This is a genomic window from Variovorax sp. UC122_21, assembly GCF_044056785.1.
GTDB lineage: Bacteria > Pseudomonadota > Gammaproteobacteria > Burkholderiales > Burkholderiaceae_C > Variovorax.
The window spans coordinates 568,554-587,168 of the sequence record NZ_CP172004.1 but is presented as its reverse complement, the minus strand read 5'-3'; the positions used below and the strand labels follow the sequence as shown (position 1 = coordinate 587,168).

At 70.5% G+C, this 18,615-nt stretch carries 17 protein-coding genes; 10 read left to right on the top strand and 7 right to left on the bottom strand.

Translation table 11 applies throughout. The features are described from left to right. The first annotated feature begins 365 nt into the window (after window positions 1-365). From nirB to ACHMXE_RS14960, 4 genes are read left to right on the top strand one after another with little or no spacing between them, the layout of a single operon-like run. A complete protein-coding gene (gene nirB / locus ACHMXE_RS14975) occupies window positions 366-2,894 on the top strand; it encodes a nitrite reductase large subunit NirB (RefSeq protein WP_395349963.1) in 2,529 nt (842 codons plus the stop codon). A 26-nt stretch (window positions 2,895-2,920) separates the two neighbouring features. Next, complete coding sequence (nirD, locus tag ACHMXE_RS14970; RefSeq protein ID WP_395349961.1) at window positions 2,921-3,262, top strand: nitrite reductase small subunit NirD; 342 nt, start codon at window positions 2,921-2,923, stop codon at window positions 3,260-3,262. Between the two features lie 49 nt (window positions 3,263-3,311). Beyond that, on the top strand, window positions 3,312-4,124 hold the full coding sequence (locus ACHMXE_RS14965; protein ID WP_209543839.1) for a formate/nitrite transporter family protein: 813 nt from the start codon (window positions 3,312-3,314) through the stop codon (window positions 4,122-4,124). Between the two features lie 10 nt (window positions 4,125-4,134). Next, window positions 4,135-5,883, top strand: a complete 1,749-nt coding sequence (locus ACHMXE_RS14960; RefSeq protein WP_395349958.1) for a protein kinase — start codon at window positions 4,135-4,137, stop codon at window positions 5,881-5,883. 6 nt (window positions 5,884-5,889) lie between these two features. On the opposite strand, the gene ACHMXE_RS14955 is transcribed toward ACHMXE_RS14960, so the two are convergent. Continuing rightward, a complete protein-coding gene (locus tag ACHMXE_RS14955; RefSeq protein ID WP_208508655.1) occupies window positions 5,890-6,810 on the bottom strand; it encodes a hydroxymethylglutaryl-CoA lyase in 921 nt (306 codons plus the stop codon). A gap of 145 nt (window positions 6,811-6,955) precedes the next feature. After that, a complete protein-coding gene (locus ACHMXE_RS14950) occupies window positions 6,956-7,861 on the bottom strand; it encodes a LysR substrate-binding domain-containing protein (RefSeq protein WP_203203003.1) in 906 nt (301 codons plus the stop codon). A 142-nt stretch (window positions 7,862-8,003) separates the two neighbouring features. On the opposite strand from ACHMXE_RS14950, the gene ACHMXE_RS14945 reads away from it, so the two are divergent. From ACHMXE_RS14945 to ACHMXE_RS14925, 5 genes are read left to right on the top strand one after another with little or no spacing between them, the layout of a single operon-like run. After that, a complete protein-coding gene (locus ACHMXE_RS14945; RefSeq protein WP_209543842.1) occupies window positions 8,004-9,152 on the top strand; it encodes a CaiB/BaiF CoA-transferase family protein in 1,149 nt (382 codons plus the stop codon). 41 nt (window positions 9,153-9,193) lie between these two features. Continuing rightward, window positions 9,194-10,108 carry a dioxygenase gene (locus ACHMXE_RS14940; RefSeq protein ID WP_395349954.1) on the top strand — a complete coding sequence of 305 codons (915 nt, stop codon included), beginning with the start codon at window positions 9,194-9,196 and terminating at the stop codon, window positions 10,106-10,108. Then, on the top strand, window positions 10,105-10,911 hold the full coding sequence (locus ACHMXE_RS14935) for a citryl-CoA lyase (RefSeq protein ID WP_296781195.1): 807 nt from the start codon (window positions 10,105-10,107) through the stop codon (window positions 10,909-10,911). Before ACHMXE_RS14940 ends, ACHMXE_RS14935 begins: the two co-directional genes overlap by 4 nt. After that, window positions 10,908-11,858, top strand: a complete 951-nt coding sequence (locus ACHMXE_RS14930; protein ID WP_395349951.1) for a Bug family tripartite tricarboxylate transporter substrate binding protein — start codon at window positions 10,908-10,910, stop codon at window positions 11,856-11,858. The genes ACHMXE_RS14935 and ACHMXE_RS14930 overlap by 4 nt, the downstream gene beginning before the upstream one ends. A 45-nt stretch (window positions 11,859-11,903) precedes the next feature. Continuing rightward, window positions 11,904-12,869 (top strand): Bug family tripartite tricarboxylate transporter substrate binding protein, encoded by a 966-nt coding sequence (locus ACHMXE_RS14925; RefSeq protein ID WP_395349949.1) that lies wholly within the window; start codon window positions 11,904-11,906, stop codon window positions 12,867-12,869. A gap of 7 nt (window positions 12,870-12,876) precedes the next feature. Here ACHMXE_RS14925 and ACHMXE_RS14920 read toward each other — a convergent pair whose 3' ends face one another. Together ACHMXE_RS14920 and ACHMXE_RS14915 are read right to left on the bottom strand one after the other, a co-directional pair. After that, window positions 12,877-13,797: a 2-hydroxyacid dehydrogenase gene (locus tag ACHMXE_RS14920; RefSeq protein WP_395349946.1), complete on the bottom strand. Its 921-nt coding sequence runs from the start codon at window positions 13,795-13,797 to the stop codon at window positions 12,877-12,879. A gap of 54 nt (window positions 13,798-13,851) precedes the next feature. After that, window positions 13,852-14,241, bottom strand: a complete 390-nt coding sequence (locus tag ACHMXE_RS14915; protein ID WP_203203010.1) for a hypothetical protein — start codon at window positions 14,239-14,241, stop codon at window positions 13,852-13,854. 119 nt (window positions 14,242-14,360) lie between these two features. On the opposite strand from ACHMXE_RS14915, the gene ACHMXE_RS14910 reads away from it, so the two are divergent. Further along, window positions 14,361-14,675 (top strand): EthD family reductase, encoded by a 315-nt coding sequence (locus ACHMXE_RS14910; protein ID WP_057590706.1) that lies wholly within the window; start codon window positions 14,361-14,363, stop codon window positions 14,673-14,675. Window positions 14,676-14,721: 46 nt separating this feature from the next. Here ACHMXE_RS14910 and ACHMXE_RS14905 read toward each other — a convergent pair whose 3' ends face one another. From ACHMXE_RS14905 to ACHMXE_RS14895, 3 genes are all read right to left on the bottom strand, one after another. After that, window positions 14,722-15,702, bottom strand: a complete 981-nt coding sequence (locus tag ACHMXE_RS14905) for a DUF4349 domain-containing protein (RefSeq protein ID WP_395349943.1) — start codon at window positions 15,700-15,702, stop codon at window positions 14,722-14,724. 242 nt (window positions 15,703-15,944) lie between these two features. Then, a complete protein-coding gene (locus ACHMXE_RS14900; protein ID WP_395349942.1) occupies window positions 15,945-17,945 on the bottom strand; it encodes an acetyl-CoA carboxylase biotin carboxylase subunit in 2,001 nt (666 codons plus the stop codon). Further along, window positions 17,938-18,609 carry a DUF4126 domain-containing protein gene (locus tag ACHMXE_RS14895; RefSeq protein ID WP_208510927.1) on the bottom strand — a complete coding sequence of 224 codons (672 nt, stop codon included), beginning with the start codon at window positions 18,607-18,609 and terminating at the stop codon, window positions 17,938-17,940. The genes ACHMXE_RS14900 and ACHMXE_RS14895 overlap by 8 nt, the downstream gene beginning before the upstream one ends. Window positions 18,610-18,615: the final 6 nt, after the last annotated feature.

Genomic DNA, 18,615 nt, shown 5'->3' with positions numbered 1-18,615 from the left:
AAAGCCCCGGCCCCGGCGTCACGGCCGCGCGGCCACCCTTTCCGGCACCGCACCAATGCGGACAGCGCCGCACCGCCGCCGCGCCGCTTTCGGTGCGATTGCGGTGCGCGCGCGGGCTCCGACCGGTCTTTTTCGGCGGCATGGATATTGCTCGACCCCAACGCGGACCTCCCGGCACTGGGTGGGTCCGCAGTGCCTCCGCTAACGACGGCGGGGTTCGAGCGAGCCGATGGCGATGAGCCGCCGGATTCGTTTGTCCATCCGATTATTCGCATCCGTTCCGTCGCGGAGGCCTCCTGCCGCTGTCCCTCCGACAGCCCTGGTGGCCTGCCTCCGAGGACCGGCTGCCCCCGCAGGACCTCAGCATGAAAATCGCAGTCATCGGCCACGGCATGGTCGGCCACAAGTTCCTCGAGCAGCTCCACGCGCTCGGCATTCCCGGCGCGGAAGTCACCGTCCTGTGCGAGGAGCCCCGGCCGGCCTACGACCGGGTGCACCTGTCCGAATTCTTCTCGGGCAAGACGGCCGAAGACCTCTCGCTGGTCGAGCCCGGCTTCTTCGAGCGCAGCGGCTTCACGCTGCGCCTCGCGGCGCGCGCGGTGGCCGTCGAGCGGCGCAACAACACCGTCACCACGGCCGACGGCGAAGTCGTGGCCTACGACAAGCTCGTGCTGGCCACCGGCTCCTTCCCCTTCGTGCCCGCGGTGCCCGGGCGCGACCGGCCCCACTGCTTCGTCTACCGCACCATCGAGGACCTCGAGGCGATGAAGGAATGCGGCGCGCGCTCGCGCAGCGGCGTGGTGGTGGGCGGCGGCCTGCTCGGCCTCGAATGCGCGAAGGCGCTGCGCGACATGGGCCTGGAGACCCATGTGGTGGAGTTCGCGCCGCGGTTGATGGCGGTGCAGGTCGACGAAGGCGGCGGCCGCGCGCTGCGCGAGAGCATCGAGGCGCTGGGCCTGCACGTGCACACCGGCCGCAACACGGTGGAGATCGTCGACGGCGCCGCCGCGCGCCACCGCATGGTGTTCGCCGACGGCAGCTACCTCGAGACCGACATGATCGTGTTCTCGGCCGGCATCCGCCCGCGCGACGAGCTCGCGCGCCAGTGCCTGCTGGCCGTGGGCCCGCGCGGCGGCGTGGCGGTCGACGACCACTGCCGCACCAGCGACCGCAACGTCTACGCGATCGGCGAATGCGCCTCGTGGAACGAACAGACCTTCGGCCTGGTCGCGCCCGGCTACGACATGGCGCGCGTGGCGGCACGCCACATCGCGGGCGAGCACGAGGCCGCCTTCACCGGCGCCGACATGAGCACCAAGCTCAAGCTGATGGGCGTGGACGTGGCGAGCATCGGCGACGCGCACGGCAAGACGCCGAAGTCGCGCGCCTACCAGTTCATCGACGAGCGCAAGAAGGTCTACAAGAAGATCGTCGTCAGCGAGGACGGCAAGCTGCTGCTCGGCGCGGTGCTGGTGGGCGACGCCGCCGAATACGGCACCCTGCTGCAGATGGCGCTCAACGGCATCGCGCTGCCCGAGGATCCCGAGTTCCTGATCCTGCCCTCGAGCGACGGCAAGGCCAAGCCGGGCCTGGGCGTCGAGGCCCTGCCCGACAGCGCGCAGATCTGCTCGTGCAACGACGTCAGCAAGGGGCAGATCTGCGAGGCCGTGGGCCAGGGCGCCTGCACCCCGGCCGCGATGAAGGCCTGCACCAAGGCCGGCGCCACCTGCGGCGGCTGCGTGCCGCTGGTCACGCAGGTCATGAAGATGGAGATGGCCAGGCGCGGCATGGCCGTCAACAACCACCTCTGCGAGCACTTCCCCTATTCGCGCCAGGAGCTCTACCACCTGATCCGCGTGGGCGAGATCCGCAGCTTCGCCGACCTGCTCGCCAAGCACGGCAAGGGCCTGGGCTGCGACATCTGCAAGCCCGTGGCCGCGAGCATCTTCGCCTCGTGCTGGAACGAGTTCGTGCTCAAGAAGGACCTGGCCGCGCTGCAGGACAGCAACGACTACTTCCTCGGCAACATCCAGAAGGACGGCACCTACTCGGTGGTGCCGCGCATGCCGGGCGGCGAGGTCACGCCCGACGGGCTGATCGCGGTCGGCCAGGTGGCGAAGAAGTACGGCCTCTACACCAAGATCACCGGCGGCGCGCGCGTGGACATGTTCGGCGCGCGCGTCGAGCAGCTGCCCGCGATCTGGGAGGAACTGATCGCGGCCGGCTTCGAGTCGGGCCATGCCTACGGCAAGTCGCTGCGCACGGTGAAGAGCTGCGTCGGTTCGACCTGGTGCCGCTACGGCGTGGACGACAGCGTGGGCCTCGCGGTCGAGCTCGAGAACCGCTACAAGGGCCTGCGCGCGCCGCACAAGATCAAGTTCGGCGTCTCGGGCTGCACGCGCGAATGCGCCGAGGCACAGGGCAAGGACGTGGGCGTGATCGCCACCGACAAGGGCTGGAACCTCTACGTCTGCGGCAACGGCGGCATGAAGCCGCGCCATGCCGAGCTGCTCGCGAGCGACCTGTCGAAGGCCGAGCTGATCCGCCTGATCGACCGCTTCCTGATGTTCTACGTGCGCACCGCCGACCGGCTGCAGCGCACCAGCACCTGGCGCGAGAGTCTCGAGGGCGGCCTCGACTACCTCAAGGGCGTGCTGCTGCAGGACACGCTGGGCCTCCACGCCGAGCTCGAGACCCAGATGCAGGCCGTGGTCGACACCTACCAGTGCGAGTGGAAGACCGCCGTCAACGACCCGGCCACGCGCCAGCGCTTCCGCTCCTTCGTCAACAGCGACAAGCCCGACGAGCACATCGTGTTCGTGAGCGAGCGCGGCCAGAAGCGGCCGGCGCGCGCCGAGGAACGCGCCGAGGCCGCCGACGTCTCGATGGCCTGAAGCACGACCACCCAAGAGGAATCCCCATGACCCAGCAAGACCTGCACTGGACCGCCGTGTGCGCGGCCACCGACATCCTGCCCGACACCGGCGTGTGCGCGCTGGTCGAGGGCGTGCACGTGGCGATCTTCCGCGTCGGCCAGGAGGCCACGCTCTACGCCATCGACAACGTCGACCCGAAGGCCGGCGCCAGCGTGCTCTCGCGCGGGCTGGTCGGCAGCCTCGGCGACCGCGTCGTGGTCGCCTCGCCGCTCTACAAGAACCACTTCGACCTGCGCAGCGGCGAATGCCTCGAGGCGCCCGAGCACTCGGTGCGCGCGCATGCGGTGCGCGAGCACGAGGGCCGCGTGCTCGTCGCGCTGGCCTGAGCCGCGCTGCCCCCCTTCCCCGGCATTCCATTTCTTCCCAAGGATCCCCATGGCCTATCTAGCCCCCGCCGAGTTCGTCACCAAGATGGTCGATGCCGGCGAATCCAAGCTGCTGATGTCCACGCGCGACACGCTGATCCGCTCGTTCATGGCCGGCGCCATCCTCGCGCTGGCGGCGGCCTTCGCGGTCAGCATCACGGTCAACACCGGCAATGCGCTGGTCGGTGCGATGCTGTTCCCGGTCGGTTTCATCATGCTGTACCTGCTGGGCTTCGACCTGCTGACCGGCGTCTTCACCTTGGCGCCGCTCGCGGTGCTCGACAAGCGCCCCGGCGCCACCTGGGGCGGCGTGATGCGCAACTGGGGCCTGGTGTTCGTCGGCAACTTCGCGGGCGCGCTCACGGTCGCGGTGTTCATGGCGATCATCTTCACCTTCGGCTTCAGCGAGGCGCCCAACGCCATCGGCGAGCGGCTCGGCCACATCGGCGAGGGCCGCACGCTCGGCTATTCCGCGCACGGCGCGGCCGGCATGCTGACGCTGTTCATCCGCGGCGTGATGTGCAACTGGATGGTGTCGACCGGCGTGGTCGCGGCCATGATGTCGACCACCGTCTCGGGCAAGGCGATCGGCATGTGGATGCCCGTGATGATCTTCTTCTACATGGGCTTCGAACATTCGATCGTCAACATGTTCCTGTTCCCCACCGGCCTGATGCTCGGCGGCAAGTTCACGCTGATGGACTACCTGATCTGGAACGAACTGCCCACGGTGATCGGCAACCTGGTCGGCGGCCTGAGCTTCGTCGGCCTCACGCTCTACGCCACGCACTACAAGACGGCGCCCAAGCGCGTCGCCGGTTGATCGCGCGCCCATGGCCGCCGGGCGCCAGGCGCCGCGCGTCACGCTGGGCCAGCACTCGCTGGCGGGCGTCGGGTCGGCGGTCAACCAGGACTTCCATGGCGCGATGCTGCCCGAGGGCGCGCAGCGCGCCGCCAAGGGCATCGCGCTCGCGCTGGCCGACGGCATCGGCTCGAGCCGCGTGAGCCAGGTCGCGAGCGCGGCCGCCGTGCGCGGCTTCCTCGAGGACTACTACGCCACCTCCGACGCCTGGTCGGTGCGCCGCGCGGCGCAGCGCGTGCTGGGCGCCACCAACTCCTGGCTGCACGCGCAGACCATGCGCAGCGACGCGCGCTTCGACAAGGACAGCGGCTACGTCTGCACCTTCAGCGCGCTGATCCTCAAGGGCCGCGAGCTGCACCTGCTGCACGTGGGCGACGCGCGCATCTACCGCGTGCACGCGAGCGCGCTCGAGCAGCTCACCGACGACCACCGCGTGCATGTCTCGTCGGTGGAGTCGTACCTGGGCCGCGCGCTGGGCGCGGGCCCGAACGTCGAGATCGACTATCGCTGCTGGGAGGCCGAGGCCGGCGAGGTCTACCTGCTGGCCACCGACGGCGCGCATGCGCACCTCGATGCCGCCGCCGTGAACGACGCACTGGTGCGCTGCGCCGGCGACCTCGACGCGGCCGCGCAGCGCCTGGTGCAGATCGCCCGCGCGCGCGGCGGCCAGGACGATGCCACCGTGCAGCTGCTGCGCATCGACGAGCTGCCCGCGCCCGACGCGCCGGCGCCGGCGCTCGAGCGCGAAGGGCTGGCGCTGCCGCCGGTGCTCGCGCCGCGCGACCGCTTCGAGGGCTTCACGCTGGTGCGCGAGATCCACCTGAGTTCGCGCAGCCACGTCTACCTCGCCACCGACGACGCCAGCGGCCGCCCCGCGGTGCTGAAGCTGCCCTCGGTGGACCTGCGCGAGGATGCCACCTACCTCGACCGCTTCGTGCTCGAGGAATGGGTGGCGCGGCGCATCGACAGCCCGCACGTGCTCAAGGCCTGGCCGCTGGAACGTGCGCGCGGCCACCTGTTCGTGGCGATGGAATACGTGGAGGGCCAGACGCTCGCGCAGTGGATGGTCGACCACCCGCGGCCCTCGCTCGACAGCGTGCGCGCCATCGTCGCGCAGCTCGCGCGCGGCCTGCAGGCGATGCACGGCAAGGAGATGCTGCACCAGGACCTGCGGCCCGAGAACGCGATGATCGACCGCGCGGGCACGGTCAAGCTGATCGACCTCGGCGCCACCCACGTGACCGGGCTCCGCGACGGCGGCGGCGAACCGCGCGCGCTCGCGATCGAGGGCACGCCGCAGTACACCGCGCCCGAGTACTTCACGGGCCAGGGCGGCACGGCGCGCTCCGACCTGTTCTCGCTGGCCGTGATCGCCTACCGCATGCTGAGCGGGCAACTGCCTTACGGACTGCAGGCTTCGCGCATCCGCACGCAGGCCGATGTCAACCGCCTGCGCTACGTGCCGCTGCGCCAGTTCCGGCCCGAGCTGCCGGCCTGGGTCGACGCGGTGCTGCAGAAGGCGCTGCATCCGCAGCCCGCGAAACGGCAGCAGGCGGTGTCGGAGTTCGCGCACGACCTGCAGTCACCGGGCACCGAGTTCCTGCGCGCGCGAATGCCGGCGCTGATCGAGCGCCGGCCGGTGCTGTTCTGGCAATGCACCACGGTGCTGCTGGCCGTGGCGGTGGTGGTGCTGCTCGGTCTGCGCGCCTTCGGGCGCTGAAGACGCTCAGCCCGCGCGCTTGGTGCGGATCGCCTTCGAAGCGCGCGAGTTCGGCTCGCGGCCCAGCGCCTCACTGATGTAGACGCCGGCGTCGATCAGCTTGTCGAGGTCGATGCCGGTCTCGATGCCCATGCCGTGCAGCATGTAGACCACGTCCTCGGTCGCCACGTTGCCGGTCGCGCCCTTGGCATAGGGGCAGCCGCCGAGGCCGGCCGAGGACGACTGGAAGTTCCACACGCCCAGCTCGAGCGCCGCCAGCGTGTTGACCAGCGCCTGCCCGTAGGTGTCGTGGAAGTGGCCCGAGATGGCATCAACGCCGAAGTGGGCCAGCGTGGCCTCCATCGCCGCCTGCACCTTGCGCGGCGTGCCCACGCCGATGGTGTCGGCCACGTCGACGCGCTGCACGCCGATGCCCTTCATCAGCTGCGCGAGGTAGCCGACCTTGGCCGGGGCGATCTCGCCTTCGTAGGGGCAGCCGACCGTGCACGACATCGCGCCGCGCACGCGGATGCCCTTGTCGAGCGCCGCGGCCACCACGGGCGCGAAGCGCTCGATGCTCTCGGCGATCGAGCAGTTGATGTTCTTCTGGCTGAAGGCCTCGCTGGCGGCGCCGAACACCACGATCTCGTCGGGCCATTCCTCGCGCGGCGCGGCGATGGCGGCCTCGAAGCCCTTGAGGTTGGGCGTGAGCACCGAATAGCGCACGCCGGCCTTGCGCTGGATGCCGTGCATCACCTCGGCGTTGTCGGCCATCTGCGGCACCCACTTCGGGCTCACGAAGCTGGTGACCTCGATCTCCTCGAGGCCGGCGTCCTGCAGCCGGTGCACCAGGCCGATCTTGGTCTCGGCCGAAACCGGCTGCTTCTCGTTCTGCAGCCCGTCGCGCGGGCCGACGTCGACGATCTGGACGCGGGTGGGGAGTTTCATGGCTTGTCTCTGGTGTCGCGGGAGGATGGAAAAGCAAAATCCATTGTCCGGCAGATGGGCCCGGCCTGCTTGGTACACAAGGCGCGGAAGGTAGCAATGCGCGCCAGAGCGGTTGCAAATGGTGCCAGCCTCCTTCGCATCTGGACTAACCGTCGCTGCGCTCGAGCATGCTGGTGCGGAACGCCATCTTGCGCACGATGGCCGCGAAGGCGCGCGTGGGTGCGGCCTCGCGCGCCTTCGGCGCCCACAGCATGCCGGGCGTGCGCACCGGCGTCGGGCTCTCGAGCCGCACGGTCGCGAGCCCCGAGTTCGGCAGCACCGCATTGGCCGAGACGATGGCCGCGAGCCGCGTCTTCGCCACCAGTCCCATGATCGGCGCCAGCGTGTTGATCTCGGCCACCACCTGCGGCTCGGCGCCGCAGGAGCGGAAGCACTCGTCGAGCATCTGCCGCGTGGCGAAGCTCGCGGGCAAGAGCGCCATCGGCAGCCGGTGCAGCTCGACCATGCGCAGCCGCTTGCGCCGCGCCAGCGGATGGTCGTGCGCCACCACCAGCACCATCTCCTCGTTGTAGAGCGGCTCGAACTGCAGCGGCCCGGGCTGGGCCGGCCGGTAGGCGATGCCGAGGTCGAGCGTGCCCTGCTGCAGCCGCTGGCCGATCAGGTCGGCCGCGAGTTCGTCGACGATCACGCGCACGCGCGGATAGCGCTGCTGGAAGCCCGCGATGCAGTCAGGAATGAAGCCGAGGTTGAAGGTGTGGGTCGAACCGATGCGCAGCTCGCCGGCCGCCTCCTGCGGGTCCTCGCGCAGCGCGCCGAGGCCGCGGTCGATCTCCTGCAGCGCGCGCGTGGCGTGGTGCAGGAAGGCCTCGCCGGCCTCGGTCAGCGCCACGCGCTTGCCGATGCGGTCGAACAGCGGCCGGCCGAGCTCCTCCTCGAGCTGCTTGATCTGGTGCGACAGCGTGGACTGCGTGACATGCAGCCGCTCGGCCGCGCGCGTGAAGTTGAGCGAGCCGGCCAGGGCGCTGAAGTAGCGCAGGTGCCGCAGTTCCATGGAGGCCTTCCGTTGCGTCGAACGATCGATGCCGTCGATGGTATCCATGCAAAACCATCATTGTTAAAAATCGGGCCGCCTGCATAGAGTTCGCTCCCATCCCGCGAGGGCATGACACGACACGACAGCAGGAGACACACGAGTGCACAAGGTCCTCAGCGGCATCAAGGTGCTGGAGCAAGGCACGTTCATCACGGGACCGGCGGCCGGCATGTTCCTGGCCGACCTCGGCGCCGAGGTGGTCAAGGTGGAGCAGCCCGGCAGCGGCGATCCGTTCCGTTCGTTCCGCGGCGGGCTCTACAGCCCGCACTTCCAGACCTACAACCGCAACAAGCGCAGCGTCACGCTCAACCCCAAGCTGGCCGAGGACGCGGCGGTGTTCGACGAACTGGTGAAGGATTCGGACGTCTACATCCAGAACTTCCGCCCCGGCGCGGCCGAGCGGCTGGGCGCGGGCGAGACGCGGCTGCGCGAACTCAATCCACGGCTGATCTACTGCGCCATCAGCGGCTTCGGCCAGACCGGCCCGGCCGCGGCGCGCCCGGCCTACGACACGGTGGCGCAGGCGGCCAGCGCCTTCCTCAAGCTCTTGGTGAACCCGGCCAATCCGCGCGTGGTGGGCCCGGCCGTGGCCGACGCGATGACCGGCTTCTACGCGGCCTACGGCGTGCTCGGCGCGCTGGTCGAGCGCGGGCGCACCGGCCAGGGCCGCAAGGTCGAGGTCTCGATGCTCGAGGCCATGTGCCACTTCAACCTCGACGCCTTCACCCACTACTTCTCCGAGAACGAGATCATGGGTCCGTTCAGCCGGCCCAGCGTCTCGCAGTCGTACGTGCTCGAGTGCGCCGACGGCCTGTGGATCGCGCTGCACATGTCCTCGCCCGAGAAGTTCTGGCAGGGCCTGGCCAACGCGATCGAGCGGCCCGACCTGTTCCAGGACGCGCGCTTCGCCACGCGCGAGGGCCGCATCGCGCACCAGAACGACCTGATCGCGCTGCTCGACGGCCTGTTCCGCGCACGCACGCGCGCCGACTGGTGCGCGCGGCTCGAGGCCGAGGACGTGCCGCATGCGCCCATGTACGACACGCGCGAGGCCATGGAGGACCCGCAGGCGCGCCACCTGCAGCTCGAGGTCAGCGCGCCCCATCCCGAGGGCGGTGACTGGCGCACCATCCGCTCGCCCGTGAGCTTCGACGGCGAGCGCGCGCTCGAGGTCACGGCACCGCCGGTGCTGGGCGCCGACAACGCGGCGATCGTCGAACCCATACGCCGACGCCTGCGGCAGCGCTGACGCATTCCCACCCCAGAAGAAGAGAACGGAGACAAAGCCCCATGACCCCATCGAACGCCGACGAACTGACCCGGGCCGCGCTGCAGCGCCTGGAAGGCGCGGCCGACCCGCGCTTCGCGCGCATCATGCAGTCGCTGATCGAGCACCTGCACGCCTTCATCCGCGAGGTCGACCTGCAGCCCGCCGAATGGATGGCCGGCATCGAGTTCCTCACCGCCGTCGGCCAGGCCTGCGACGACAGGCGCCAGGAGTTCATCCTGCTGTCGGACACGCTGGGCGCCTCGATGATGGTGGTGATGCTCGACCAGCTGCGCGCCGCCGCGCGCGCCGGCAAGAACGGCGAGGCGCTGCCCGCGACCGAGACCACCGAGGCCACCGTGCAGGGCCCCTACTACTGGGACGGCGCGCCCGAGCTGCCGCTGGGCGCCGACATCGCGCCGGGCGTGTGCGGCGAACCGGCCTTCTACAGCGGCCGCGTCAGCGACACGCGCGGCGAGCCGCTCGCGAACGCGCTGCTCGACGTCTGGTCGGGCGACGGCGAGGGCGTCTACGACATGCAGGTCGAGGGCGCGGGCATGGCGGCGCGCGCGCGCATCCGCACCGACGCCGAGGGCCGCTACTGGTTCTGGTCGATCAAGCCCTCGTACTACCCGGTGCCGGTCGACGGCCCGGTGGGCCGCATGCTCGACGGCATGGGCCGCCATCCGAACCGGCCCGGCCACATCCACATGAAGGTGGCGGCCGAGGGCCATGTGCCGGTGACCACGCACCTGTTCGTCGCGGGCAGCCCCTACATCGACTCCGACGCGGTGTTCGGCGTGCGGCCCAGCCTCGTCGTCGACTTCGAGGCCCATGCGCCGGGCCGCGCGCCCGACGGCCGCGCGCTCGAGCGGCCGTACTGGTCCGCGCACTACGACTTCCATCTGCAACCCGCCACCTCGAACGCCCTCTCATGAAAATCGGCAAATCCACCGTCCCGCGCACCGCCATCTGCACCTCGGACGAACACACCATCGTCGTGCGCGGCCAGGACCTCTGCCGCGACCTGATCGGCCGCGTCTCGTTCTCGGACTACTTCTTCCTGCTGCTCACCGGCCGGCGCCCCGACGCCGCCTGCAGCGCGGTGCTCGACGCCACGCTGGTGGCGATCGCCGAGCACGGCCTGGTGCCCAGCGTGCAGGCCAGCCGCATGACCTTCGCGGCCGCGCCCGATGCGCTGCAGGGCGCGGTGGCCGCGGGCATCCTGGGATGCGGCTCGGTGATCCTCGGCGCCTCGGAGACCGCGGGCCGGCTGTTCGCCGGCGTGGCGGCGCGCGTCGACGCGGGCGAGGCGCTCGACGCCGTGGCGGCCGACACCCTCCGCGCGCTGAAGGAAGGCCGCCAGGCCATCCCCGGCTACGGCCATCCGCTGCACAAGGCCAACGATCCGCGCGTGGACCGGCTGATCGAGGTCGCGACCGAGGCCGGCGCCGACCTGCGCTACGTGCAGATCGCGCAGGCGCTCGAACGCGCCATCCCCGCCATCGTGGGCCGCGAGCTGCGCATGAACGTCTCGGCCGCGATCCCGGCCGTGCTGCTGGGCGTGGGCTTCCCGGTGGCCTCGCTGCGCGGCGTGCCGATCCTCGCGCGCACCGCGGGGCTGATCGCGCACCTGGCCGAGGAGGCCGAGACGCCGAGCGGCTTCGCGCTGTCCTACCAGGCCACGCGCGAGCTGCAGTACGAGGGCGAGTTGCCCGCCGGTTTCGGGAGCGCGGCATGAAGCGCCGCCTGCTGCTGGCCGGCGCGCTGCTGGCCACGGGCGCGGCGCTCGCGCAGGCGCCGGGCGCCGCGCGGCCGCTGAAGATCGTCGTGCCCTTCGGTGCCGGCACCTCGACCGACATCGTCGGCCGCATCCTGGCCGATGCGCTGGGCCGCCAGCTCGGCACCGGCGCGATCGTCGAGAACAAGCCCGGCGCGGGCGGCGCCATCGGCAGCGAGCAGGTCGCGCGCGCCGGCGCCGACGGCCAGACCCTTCTGCTGGGCACGGTGGGCACGCACGCCATCAACCCCTCGCTCTACAAGCGGCTGAGCTACCAGCCGCTGCGCGACTTCGTGCCGCTGGGCTTCATCGGCGCCACGCCCACGCTGCTGGTGGTGCCCGCCGGCTCGACGTGGAAGCGCGTGGCCGACCTGGGCAGCGCGAGCGGCAACGTGAACTTCGCCTCGGCCGGCAACGGCACCTCGGGCCACCTGGCCGGCGAGCTGCTCAACGTTCGGCTCGGCAAGAGCTTCATGCACGTGCCCTACCGCGACGGCGCGCAGGCCATGACCGAGCTGATGGCCGGCAACGTGCAGTTCATGTTCTATCACCCGGCCGCGGTGCTGCCGCAGGTGCGCGCGGGCAAGCTGCGCGCGATCGGCGCCTCGGGCGCGAAGCGCAGCGCCGCCGCGCCCGAGGTGCCCACGCTGATGGAGCAGGGCGTGAAGGACTTCGACCTCGTCGCCTGGTTCATGTTGTACGCGCCCGCCGGCATGCCCGCCGCGCAGCGCGACCGGCTGCGCGAGGCCACGCGCCAGGTGCTGGCCCAGCCCGAGGTGCGCGAGAAGCTCGCGCAGCAGGGCATCGAGCAGGCCGAGATGAACGCCGACCAGCTCGACGCCTTCGCGCGCACCGAGATCGCCAAGTGGGGCGAGGCGGTGCAGCGCTCGGGCGCGCAGGTCGATTGATCGGTTCGAAAAAAAAGGCGGGACCTCCCGCGACAGGAGACAGACATGCGTACCCGATTCCAATGGCTGGCCGGCCTCTTCCTTGCCCTGGCCTGCAGTCTCGCCCTGGCCCAGGGCACGGCCTGGCCCAACAAGCCGATCCGCATCGTGGTGGGCTTCGCGCCCGGCACGCCGCCGGACATCTTCGCGCGGCTCTACGGCGACTACATGGGCAAGCAGCTCGGCGTGCCGGTGGTGATCGACAACAAGCCGGGCACGGCCGGCAACCTCGCCTCCGACACCGTGGCCAAGGCGCCGCCCGACGGCTACACCTTCCTCTACAACCTCTCGACCGCGTTCACGATCAACCCCTACATCTACGCCAAGCTGCCCTTCGATCCGCAGAAGGACCTGGTGCCGGTCGCCACCACGATGCGGCAGGGACTGGTGCTGATCGCGAGCCCGAAGCTGCCCGCGAAGTCGATCAAGGAACTGCTGGCCGCCGCGAAGGCCAAGCCCGGCTCGATCTCGCATGCCTCCTACGGCGCGGGCAGCCCCTCGCACCTGATCGTGGAATGGCTCGAGGACGAGACCGGCACCGACATGCTGCACGTGCCCTACCGCGCGAGCCCGGTGGCCGACGTGATCGGCGGCCAGGTCGACACGGTGATGGAGCCGATCGCCACCGGCTATCCGCTGATCAGCAGCGGTCGCGTGCAGGCGCTGGCCTATTCGGGCCCGAGCCGGCATCCGGCCATGCCCGAGGTGCCCACGCTCGCCGAGGTGGTGCCGGGCCTCACGATGACCTCGTGGCACGGCCTGTGGGCGCCGGCCGCGACGCCGGCCGCGATCCAGCAGCGCTTCAACGCCGTGATGATCGAGGCCAGCAAGGACCCCGATCTGGCGAAGCGCATCCGCGAGCTCAACAGCGAGCCGCTGGGCCTCACGCAGGCCGAGATGGCGGCGGCGCTGCGGCGCGACGCGGAGATCTACAGCCGCATCGTGAAGGCGAAGAACATCCGCGTCGACTGAACGGCGCTCAGTAGCCGCGCACCGGATCGACCACGCCCGCGACCGGCAGCCCCTGCTCCATCGCGCGGATCTTGCCGGCGATCTGCGCGATCGACTCCTCGCGCAGCGTGCGCGCCGAGCCGTGCGGCGTCACGACGATCTTGGGATGGCGCCAGAAGGCATGCTCGGCCGGCAGCGGCTCGACCTGGAACACGTCGAGCGTGGCGCCCGCGAGCTGGCCGCCGTCGATCAATGGAATGAGGTCGTCCTCGACCAGGTGCGCGCCGCGCGCGATGCTGATCAGGTAGCCCTCGGGCCGCAGCTTGCCGAGCGTCTCGCGGTTGAGGATGCCGCGCGTGGCCTCGGTCAGCGGCAGCAGGTTGACCAGCACGCGCGTGGACGACAGGAACTCGTCGAACTGCGCCTCGCCGCTGAACACGCGCACGCCCTCGATCTGCTTGGGCGAGCGGCTCCAGCCCAGCACCGGGAACTCGAACTGCGCGACCGCCTTCGCGACCCGTTCGCCGAGCACGCCCAGGCCCATGATGCCGACCGGGAAGTCGCTGCGCGCCTTCGGGCGGCGGTAGCTCCACTTGCCTTCGCGCGCATCGGCCTCGTAAGCATCGAACTCGCGGAAGTGGCGAATCAGCGTGTGGCACACGTATTCGGCCATCTGCACCGACATGCCCGCGTCGTCGAGCCGCACGATGCGCGTGCCGGTTGGAATGCGGAGCTTGAGCAGCGCGTCGACGCCGGCGCCGATGTTGAAGATGCCGCGCAGCGCGGGCTGCTCGTCGATGAACTGCTGCGGCGGCGCCCACACGACCGCATGGTCGGCCTGCGGCGCGCCGGGGCGCCAGGCTTCGATCTCTGCGTCGGGCAGTTCGGCCTTCAGGCCTTCGATCCAGGGGTCGGGACGGTTGTCGGTGAGGTAGACGGTGATTCGCATGGAGCGAATCTTAGAGGCCCCAAGCGGCGGCGGCGGTCGCCGAGGCGGCCCTCCTCACCACTCGCGCCATTCCTCGGTGATGTCCTCGCCCTCGGTCTCCAGGCCCGCATGGCCCGCGGCCGCGATGATCAGCTCGCACAGGTCCTCGCGCTGGTCGGTCTCGATCAGGCTGCCCTCGCTGTCCTCGTTGAGGCGGTTGAGCTGCAGCACCACGCGCTCGACGGCCGCGAGGATCGCGGCGTCGCGCTTCGCCTCCGAGGCCTCGTCGATCGCCGCCAGCGTCGCGAGGTACTCGTCGACGATCTCGGTGCAGCGGTCGACCTCGGCCTGCGTGTAGCCGGGGTCGAATTCGGGATCGTGGTCCGCGTCCTCCTCGTCGTTGCGCATGTAGTCGACCATGCTCGCGAGGGTCTTGTCCTTCAGGGCCTGCAGTTCGGGTGTCATCGGTCTGTCGCTCCGTTCGTCTAAGAGATCGCCGCACGAGCGCCGGGGGCGACAGCCCACGCCTTGTGTGCCCTGGCGCCATCTCCTATGCTCGATCGTTCAATCCGGAGACCCTACCCATGATCAAAGTCAGTGTGATGTACCCCTACACCGAAGGCGCCCGCTTCGACCACGATTACTACCGCGACAAGCACATGCCCCTGCTGAAGGCGCGCATGGGCGACGCCTGCAAGTCCTACACCATCGACAAGGGCCTGGCCGGCGGCGCGCCCGGCGCCAAGCCCACCTACGTCGGGATGTGCCACGTGTTCTGCGATTCCGTCGAGGCCTTCCAGGGCGCCTTCGGCCCGCATGCCAAGGAGATCCTCGGCGATGTGAGGAACTACACCGACATCGCGCCGGTGATGCAGATCAGCGAAGTGGTGGTCGGCTGAACGGCCGCCCGCCCACCCTCGCTTCCCTCGCGCCGGTGCCGCCGCCTCAGGCGGCCCTGGCCTGGCGCCGGCGCAGCCACAGCCGGCGCACGCCCCACAGCACGGGCACCAGCAACAGCAGCCACGGCAACACCGCCGCCACGAAGGTGATCAGGCTGCCCACGCTCTCGGCCAGCACGCGGCCCGCGTTGCGCAGGGCCTGCGTCATCGGGTTGTAGCTCTCGCCGCCGCCGACCAGCGCGCGCACGGTGGTGAACTGGATCTGGATGTGCTGCTTGCTGGTCTGCTGCTGCAGCACCTTGCGCTGCGTCGCCGAGGCATCGAGCTCGGCCTGGGTGTCGGCCAGCGTGCGCTGGATCTGCAGCAGGTCGGCCATGGTGCGCTTGGTGGTGGTGTCGCGCAGCATGACGCGCAGGCTGTCGCGGAACTCGGTGCGGTTCCTGATGCGCGCCTCGACGTCGATCACCTCGGCGGTCTTGTCCTCGCTGGTGGTGTTGTGCGCCACCACCTTCGCCACGCCCGCGAGGCCGGCCAGCAGCTTCTCGACGTCGGCCGGCTCCACGCGCATCTCGAGGGTGGCATTGCCGGCCTGCTGCGGCGTCTCGCGCAGCAGCGAGGACGACAGCAGCTCGCAGCGCAGGGTGCCGCAGAGGTCGCGCACCTTGCCCCAGGATTCGGCGAGCTGGTCGGGCGCCACCTCGACGTTGAGGTCCTGGCGGATCGCGAGGTAGCGCTGCAGCGGCGCGCTCTCGCCCGCCTGCTTCCCGGCCTGCTGGTCGAGCGACATCGCGACGGGCGCGGGCGGCGCGGGCTCGGCCATGCGCATGCGACTGGACTCCATCGCGCCGCCGGCCGCGTAGTTGCCCGAGGGCCGGGCCGCGGCGGCATCGACTTCCGCGGCCGCGTCGCGCCGCTCGCAGGCGCTGAGCGTCAGGGCCGCGGCCAGCGCGAGCAGCAGCATGCGCGGACGTGCGCCGGGGCGCTGGAAGGGAGAGAACGAGGAAGGCTGCGGCTGGCGATGCGTCATGAAGAATCCTTCAAGGGAAGTGGGCATCGCGGTGATACGGCCTGTGGGCGGCGCCGGGGTTAAAACCAGCGCCGCCACCTGGTAACAGCTTGCAAGCCCCGTGACCGGGGCCGCGGATTCAGAAGGTGTGAAGGAACCGTCGCGAGCGCTCCGAGGTCGCGTCGAGGACCGGAGCCGTACTCACGTACGGCGAGGACCGCAGATGCGAGATCGGGGCGCGCAGCAGGTTCATTCACTCCTTCTCAGGCCGCTGCGGCCATGCGCAGCAGCTCGTCGCCCTCGGCCACCTGCTCGCCCGGCGCGAACAGCAGCTCCTCGACCGTGCCGTCGGCCGGCGCGGCGATGGTGTGCTCCATCTTCATCGCCTCCATCACCGCCAGCGGCTGGCCGCGGCTGACCTTGTCGCCGGCCTTGACCGCGAAGGACACGACCTTGCCCGGCATCGGCGCCGTGAGGCGGCCGCCCTCGGCCTGCGTGTCGCCGGCATGGGCGAGGCGGTCGATGGCGGTGATGCGGGTCGCGCCGGCCGCGGCGAACACGTGCGCGGTGGCGTCGTCGAGGTAGACGTCGAGCGTCTGGCGCTGGCCCGCGAACTCGAGCTCGATCTCGCCCGTGGGCAGGCGGCCGACGACCAGCGGTCCGGCCACGCCGCCGGCCTCGAGCCACAGGCTGCCGTCGCGCTTGTAGGTCAGCAGCGCGCTCTGTTCGGCACCGCGGAATTCGAAGTCGAAGCGGCGCGTGTACTCGCCGAGCGCGCGCCAGCCGTCGCGGCGCGCGAAGGGATCGACGCTGCCGGCCGGCGCCGCGGCGAGCGCTGTGCGCGCCACGGCCGCGGCCGCCGCCAGCGGCAGGCCCAGGGTCTCGCGGTCGAACAGCACGGCGCGCTCGCGCTCGATCAGCGCGGTGTCGAGGTTGGCCTTCGAGAACGACTCGGTGGCCAGCACGCCGCGCAGGAACTGCACGTTGGTCGCCACGCCCACGATGTGGGTCTGCGCCAGTGCCGCGTCGAGCCGCGCGAGCGCCTCGTCGCGCGTGGCACCGTGCACGATCAGCTTGGCGATCATCGAGTCGTAGAAGGGCGAGATCTCGCCGCCCTCACGCACGCCGTCGTCGATGCGCACGCGGCTGCGCTGGAAGGCCGTGGCCTGCGGCTTGCGGTAGATGCGCAGAGTGCCGGTGGCCGGCAGGAAGTTGTTGTCGGGGTTCTCGGCGCAGATGCGCGCCTCGATCGCATGGCCGTGGATCCGCAGTTCGGACTGTTGCGCGGGCAGCGTGCCGCCCGCGGCGACGCGCAGCTGCCACTCGACGAGGTCGAGGCCGGTGATGGCTTCCGTCACCGGGTGTTCGACCTGCAGGCGGGTGTTCATCTCCATGAAGAAGAAGTTCATCTCCCCGCCCTCGCGCTGCTCCACGATGAACTCCACCGTGCCCGCGCCCACGTAGTCCACGGCACGCGCCGCGGCCACCGCGGCCTCGCCCATCTGCTGGCGCATCGCCTCGGTCATGCCGGGCGCGGGCGCTTCCTCGAGCACCTTCTGGTGGCGCCGCTGCACCGAGCAGTCGCGCTCGAACAGGTAGACGTAGTTGCCGTGGCTGTCGCCGAAGACCTGGATCTCGATGTGGCGCGGGCGCTGCACGTACTTCTCGATCAGCACCGCGTCGTCGCCGAAGCTGTTGATGGCCTCGCGCTTGCACGAGGCCAGCGCGGCCTCGAAATCGGCCGCCTTGTCGACCGCGCGCATGCCCTTGCCGCCACCGCCCGCGCTGGCCTTGATCAGCACCGGGTAGCCGATGCGGTCGGCCTCGCGCTGCAGCAGCGCCGGGTCCTGGTCGTGGCCGTGGTAGCCGGGCACCAGCGGCACGCCGGCCTTCTCCATCAGCTGCTTCGACTCGGCTTTCAGGCCCATGGCCTTGATCGCCGAGGGCGGCGGGCCGATGAAGACCAGGCCGGCGTCGGCGCAGGCCTGCGCGAACTCCTCGTTCTCGCTGAGGAAGCCGTAGCCCGGGTGCACCGCCTCGGCGCCCGTGGCCTTGGCAGCCTCGAGGATCTTCTCCCAGCGCAGGTAGCTGTCCTTCGGCGCGCTGCCGCCCAGGTGCACCGACTCGTCGCAGGCGCGCACGTGGTTGGCATGCGCGTCGGCATCGGAGTACACGGCGACCGTGCGGATCGCCATGCGGCGCGCGGTGGCGGCCACGCGGCAGGCGATCTCGCCACGGTTCGCAATCAGGATCTTCTTAAACATTGGACGAGTCTCCCGGAGGATTCTTTTTCAGTTGAAACGCGGGCACGACGCCCGGATCGGGCCGGCCGCTGAAGATGCGGGCGACGCGGGAGAACAGCGCCCTGAGGAAGCGCCAGCTCTTGCGGATCAGCCACACGCTCGCGACCAGCACGAGCACGAACAGCACGAGGAAGACGAAGGGATGCGCCACGGCCAGCCACAGGCCCGCGGGCACCATGGTGTCTTCCACCAGCGAGGCGCCCACGTTCGAGAACGGCTCGGGCGAGGTGTTGATGGCCGCACGCGTGGTGGCCTTGGCCGCATGCGCGGTGGCCGCGAAGCCGCCGCCGAGCAGCGCCGCCACCAGCGCCATCGCGCCATGGTCGACACCGAACACGCTGGCCGCGAGCGCGGCGCCGGCCGGAATGCGGATCGCGGTGTGGACCACGTCCCAGAGCGAATCGAGGCCCGGGATCTTGTCGGCGAAGAACTCGACGAACACCATGAAGCCGCTGGCCGCGATCACCACCGGATGCGCGAGCAATTGCAGCCCGCCCGGCAGCGGCACCCAGCCGAGGTAGCCGACCAGGCCCGTGAGCAGCACCACCAGGTACAGCCGCACGCCGCTGGCCCAGCCGATGGCGGCGGCCAGGGCGAGCAGTTGGGGCATGTCGAGCGCGGTCATGGGATG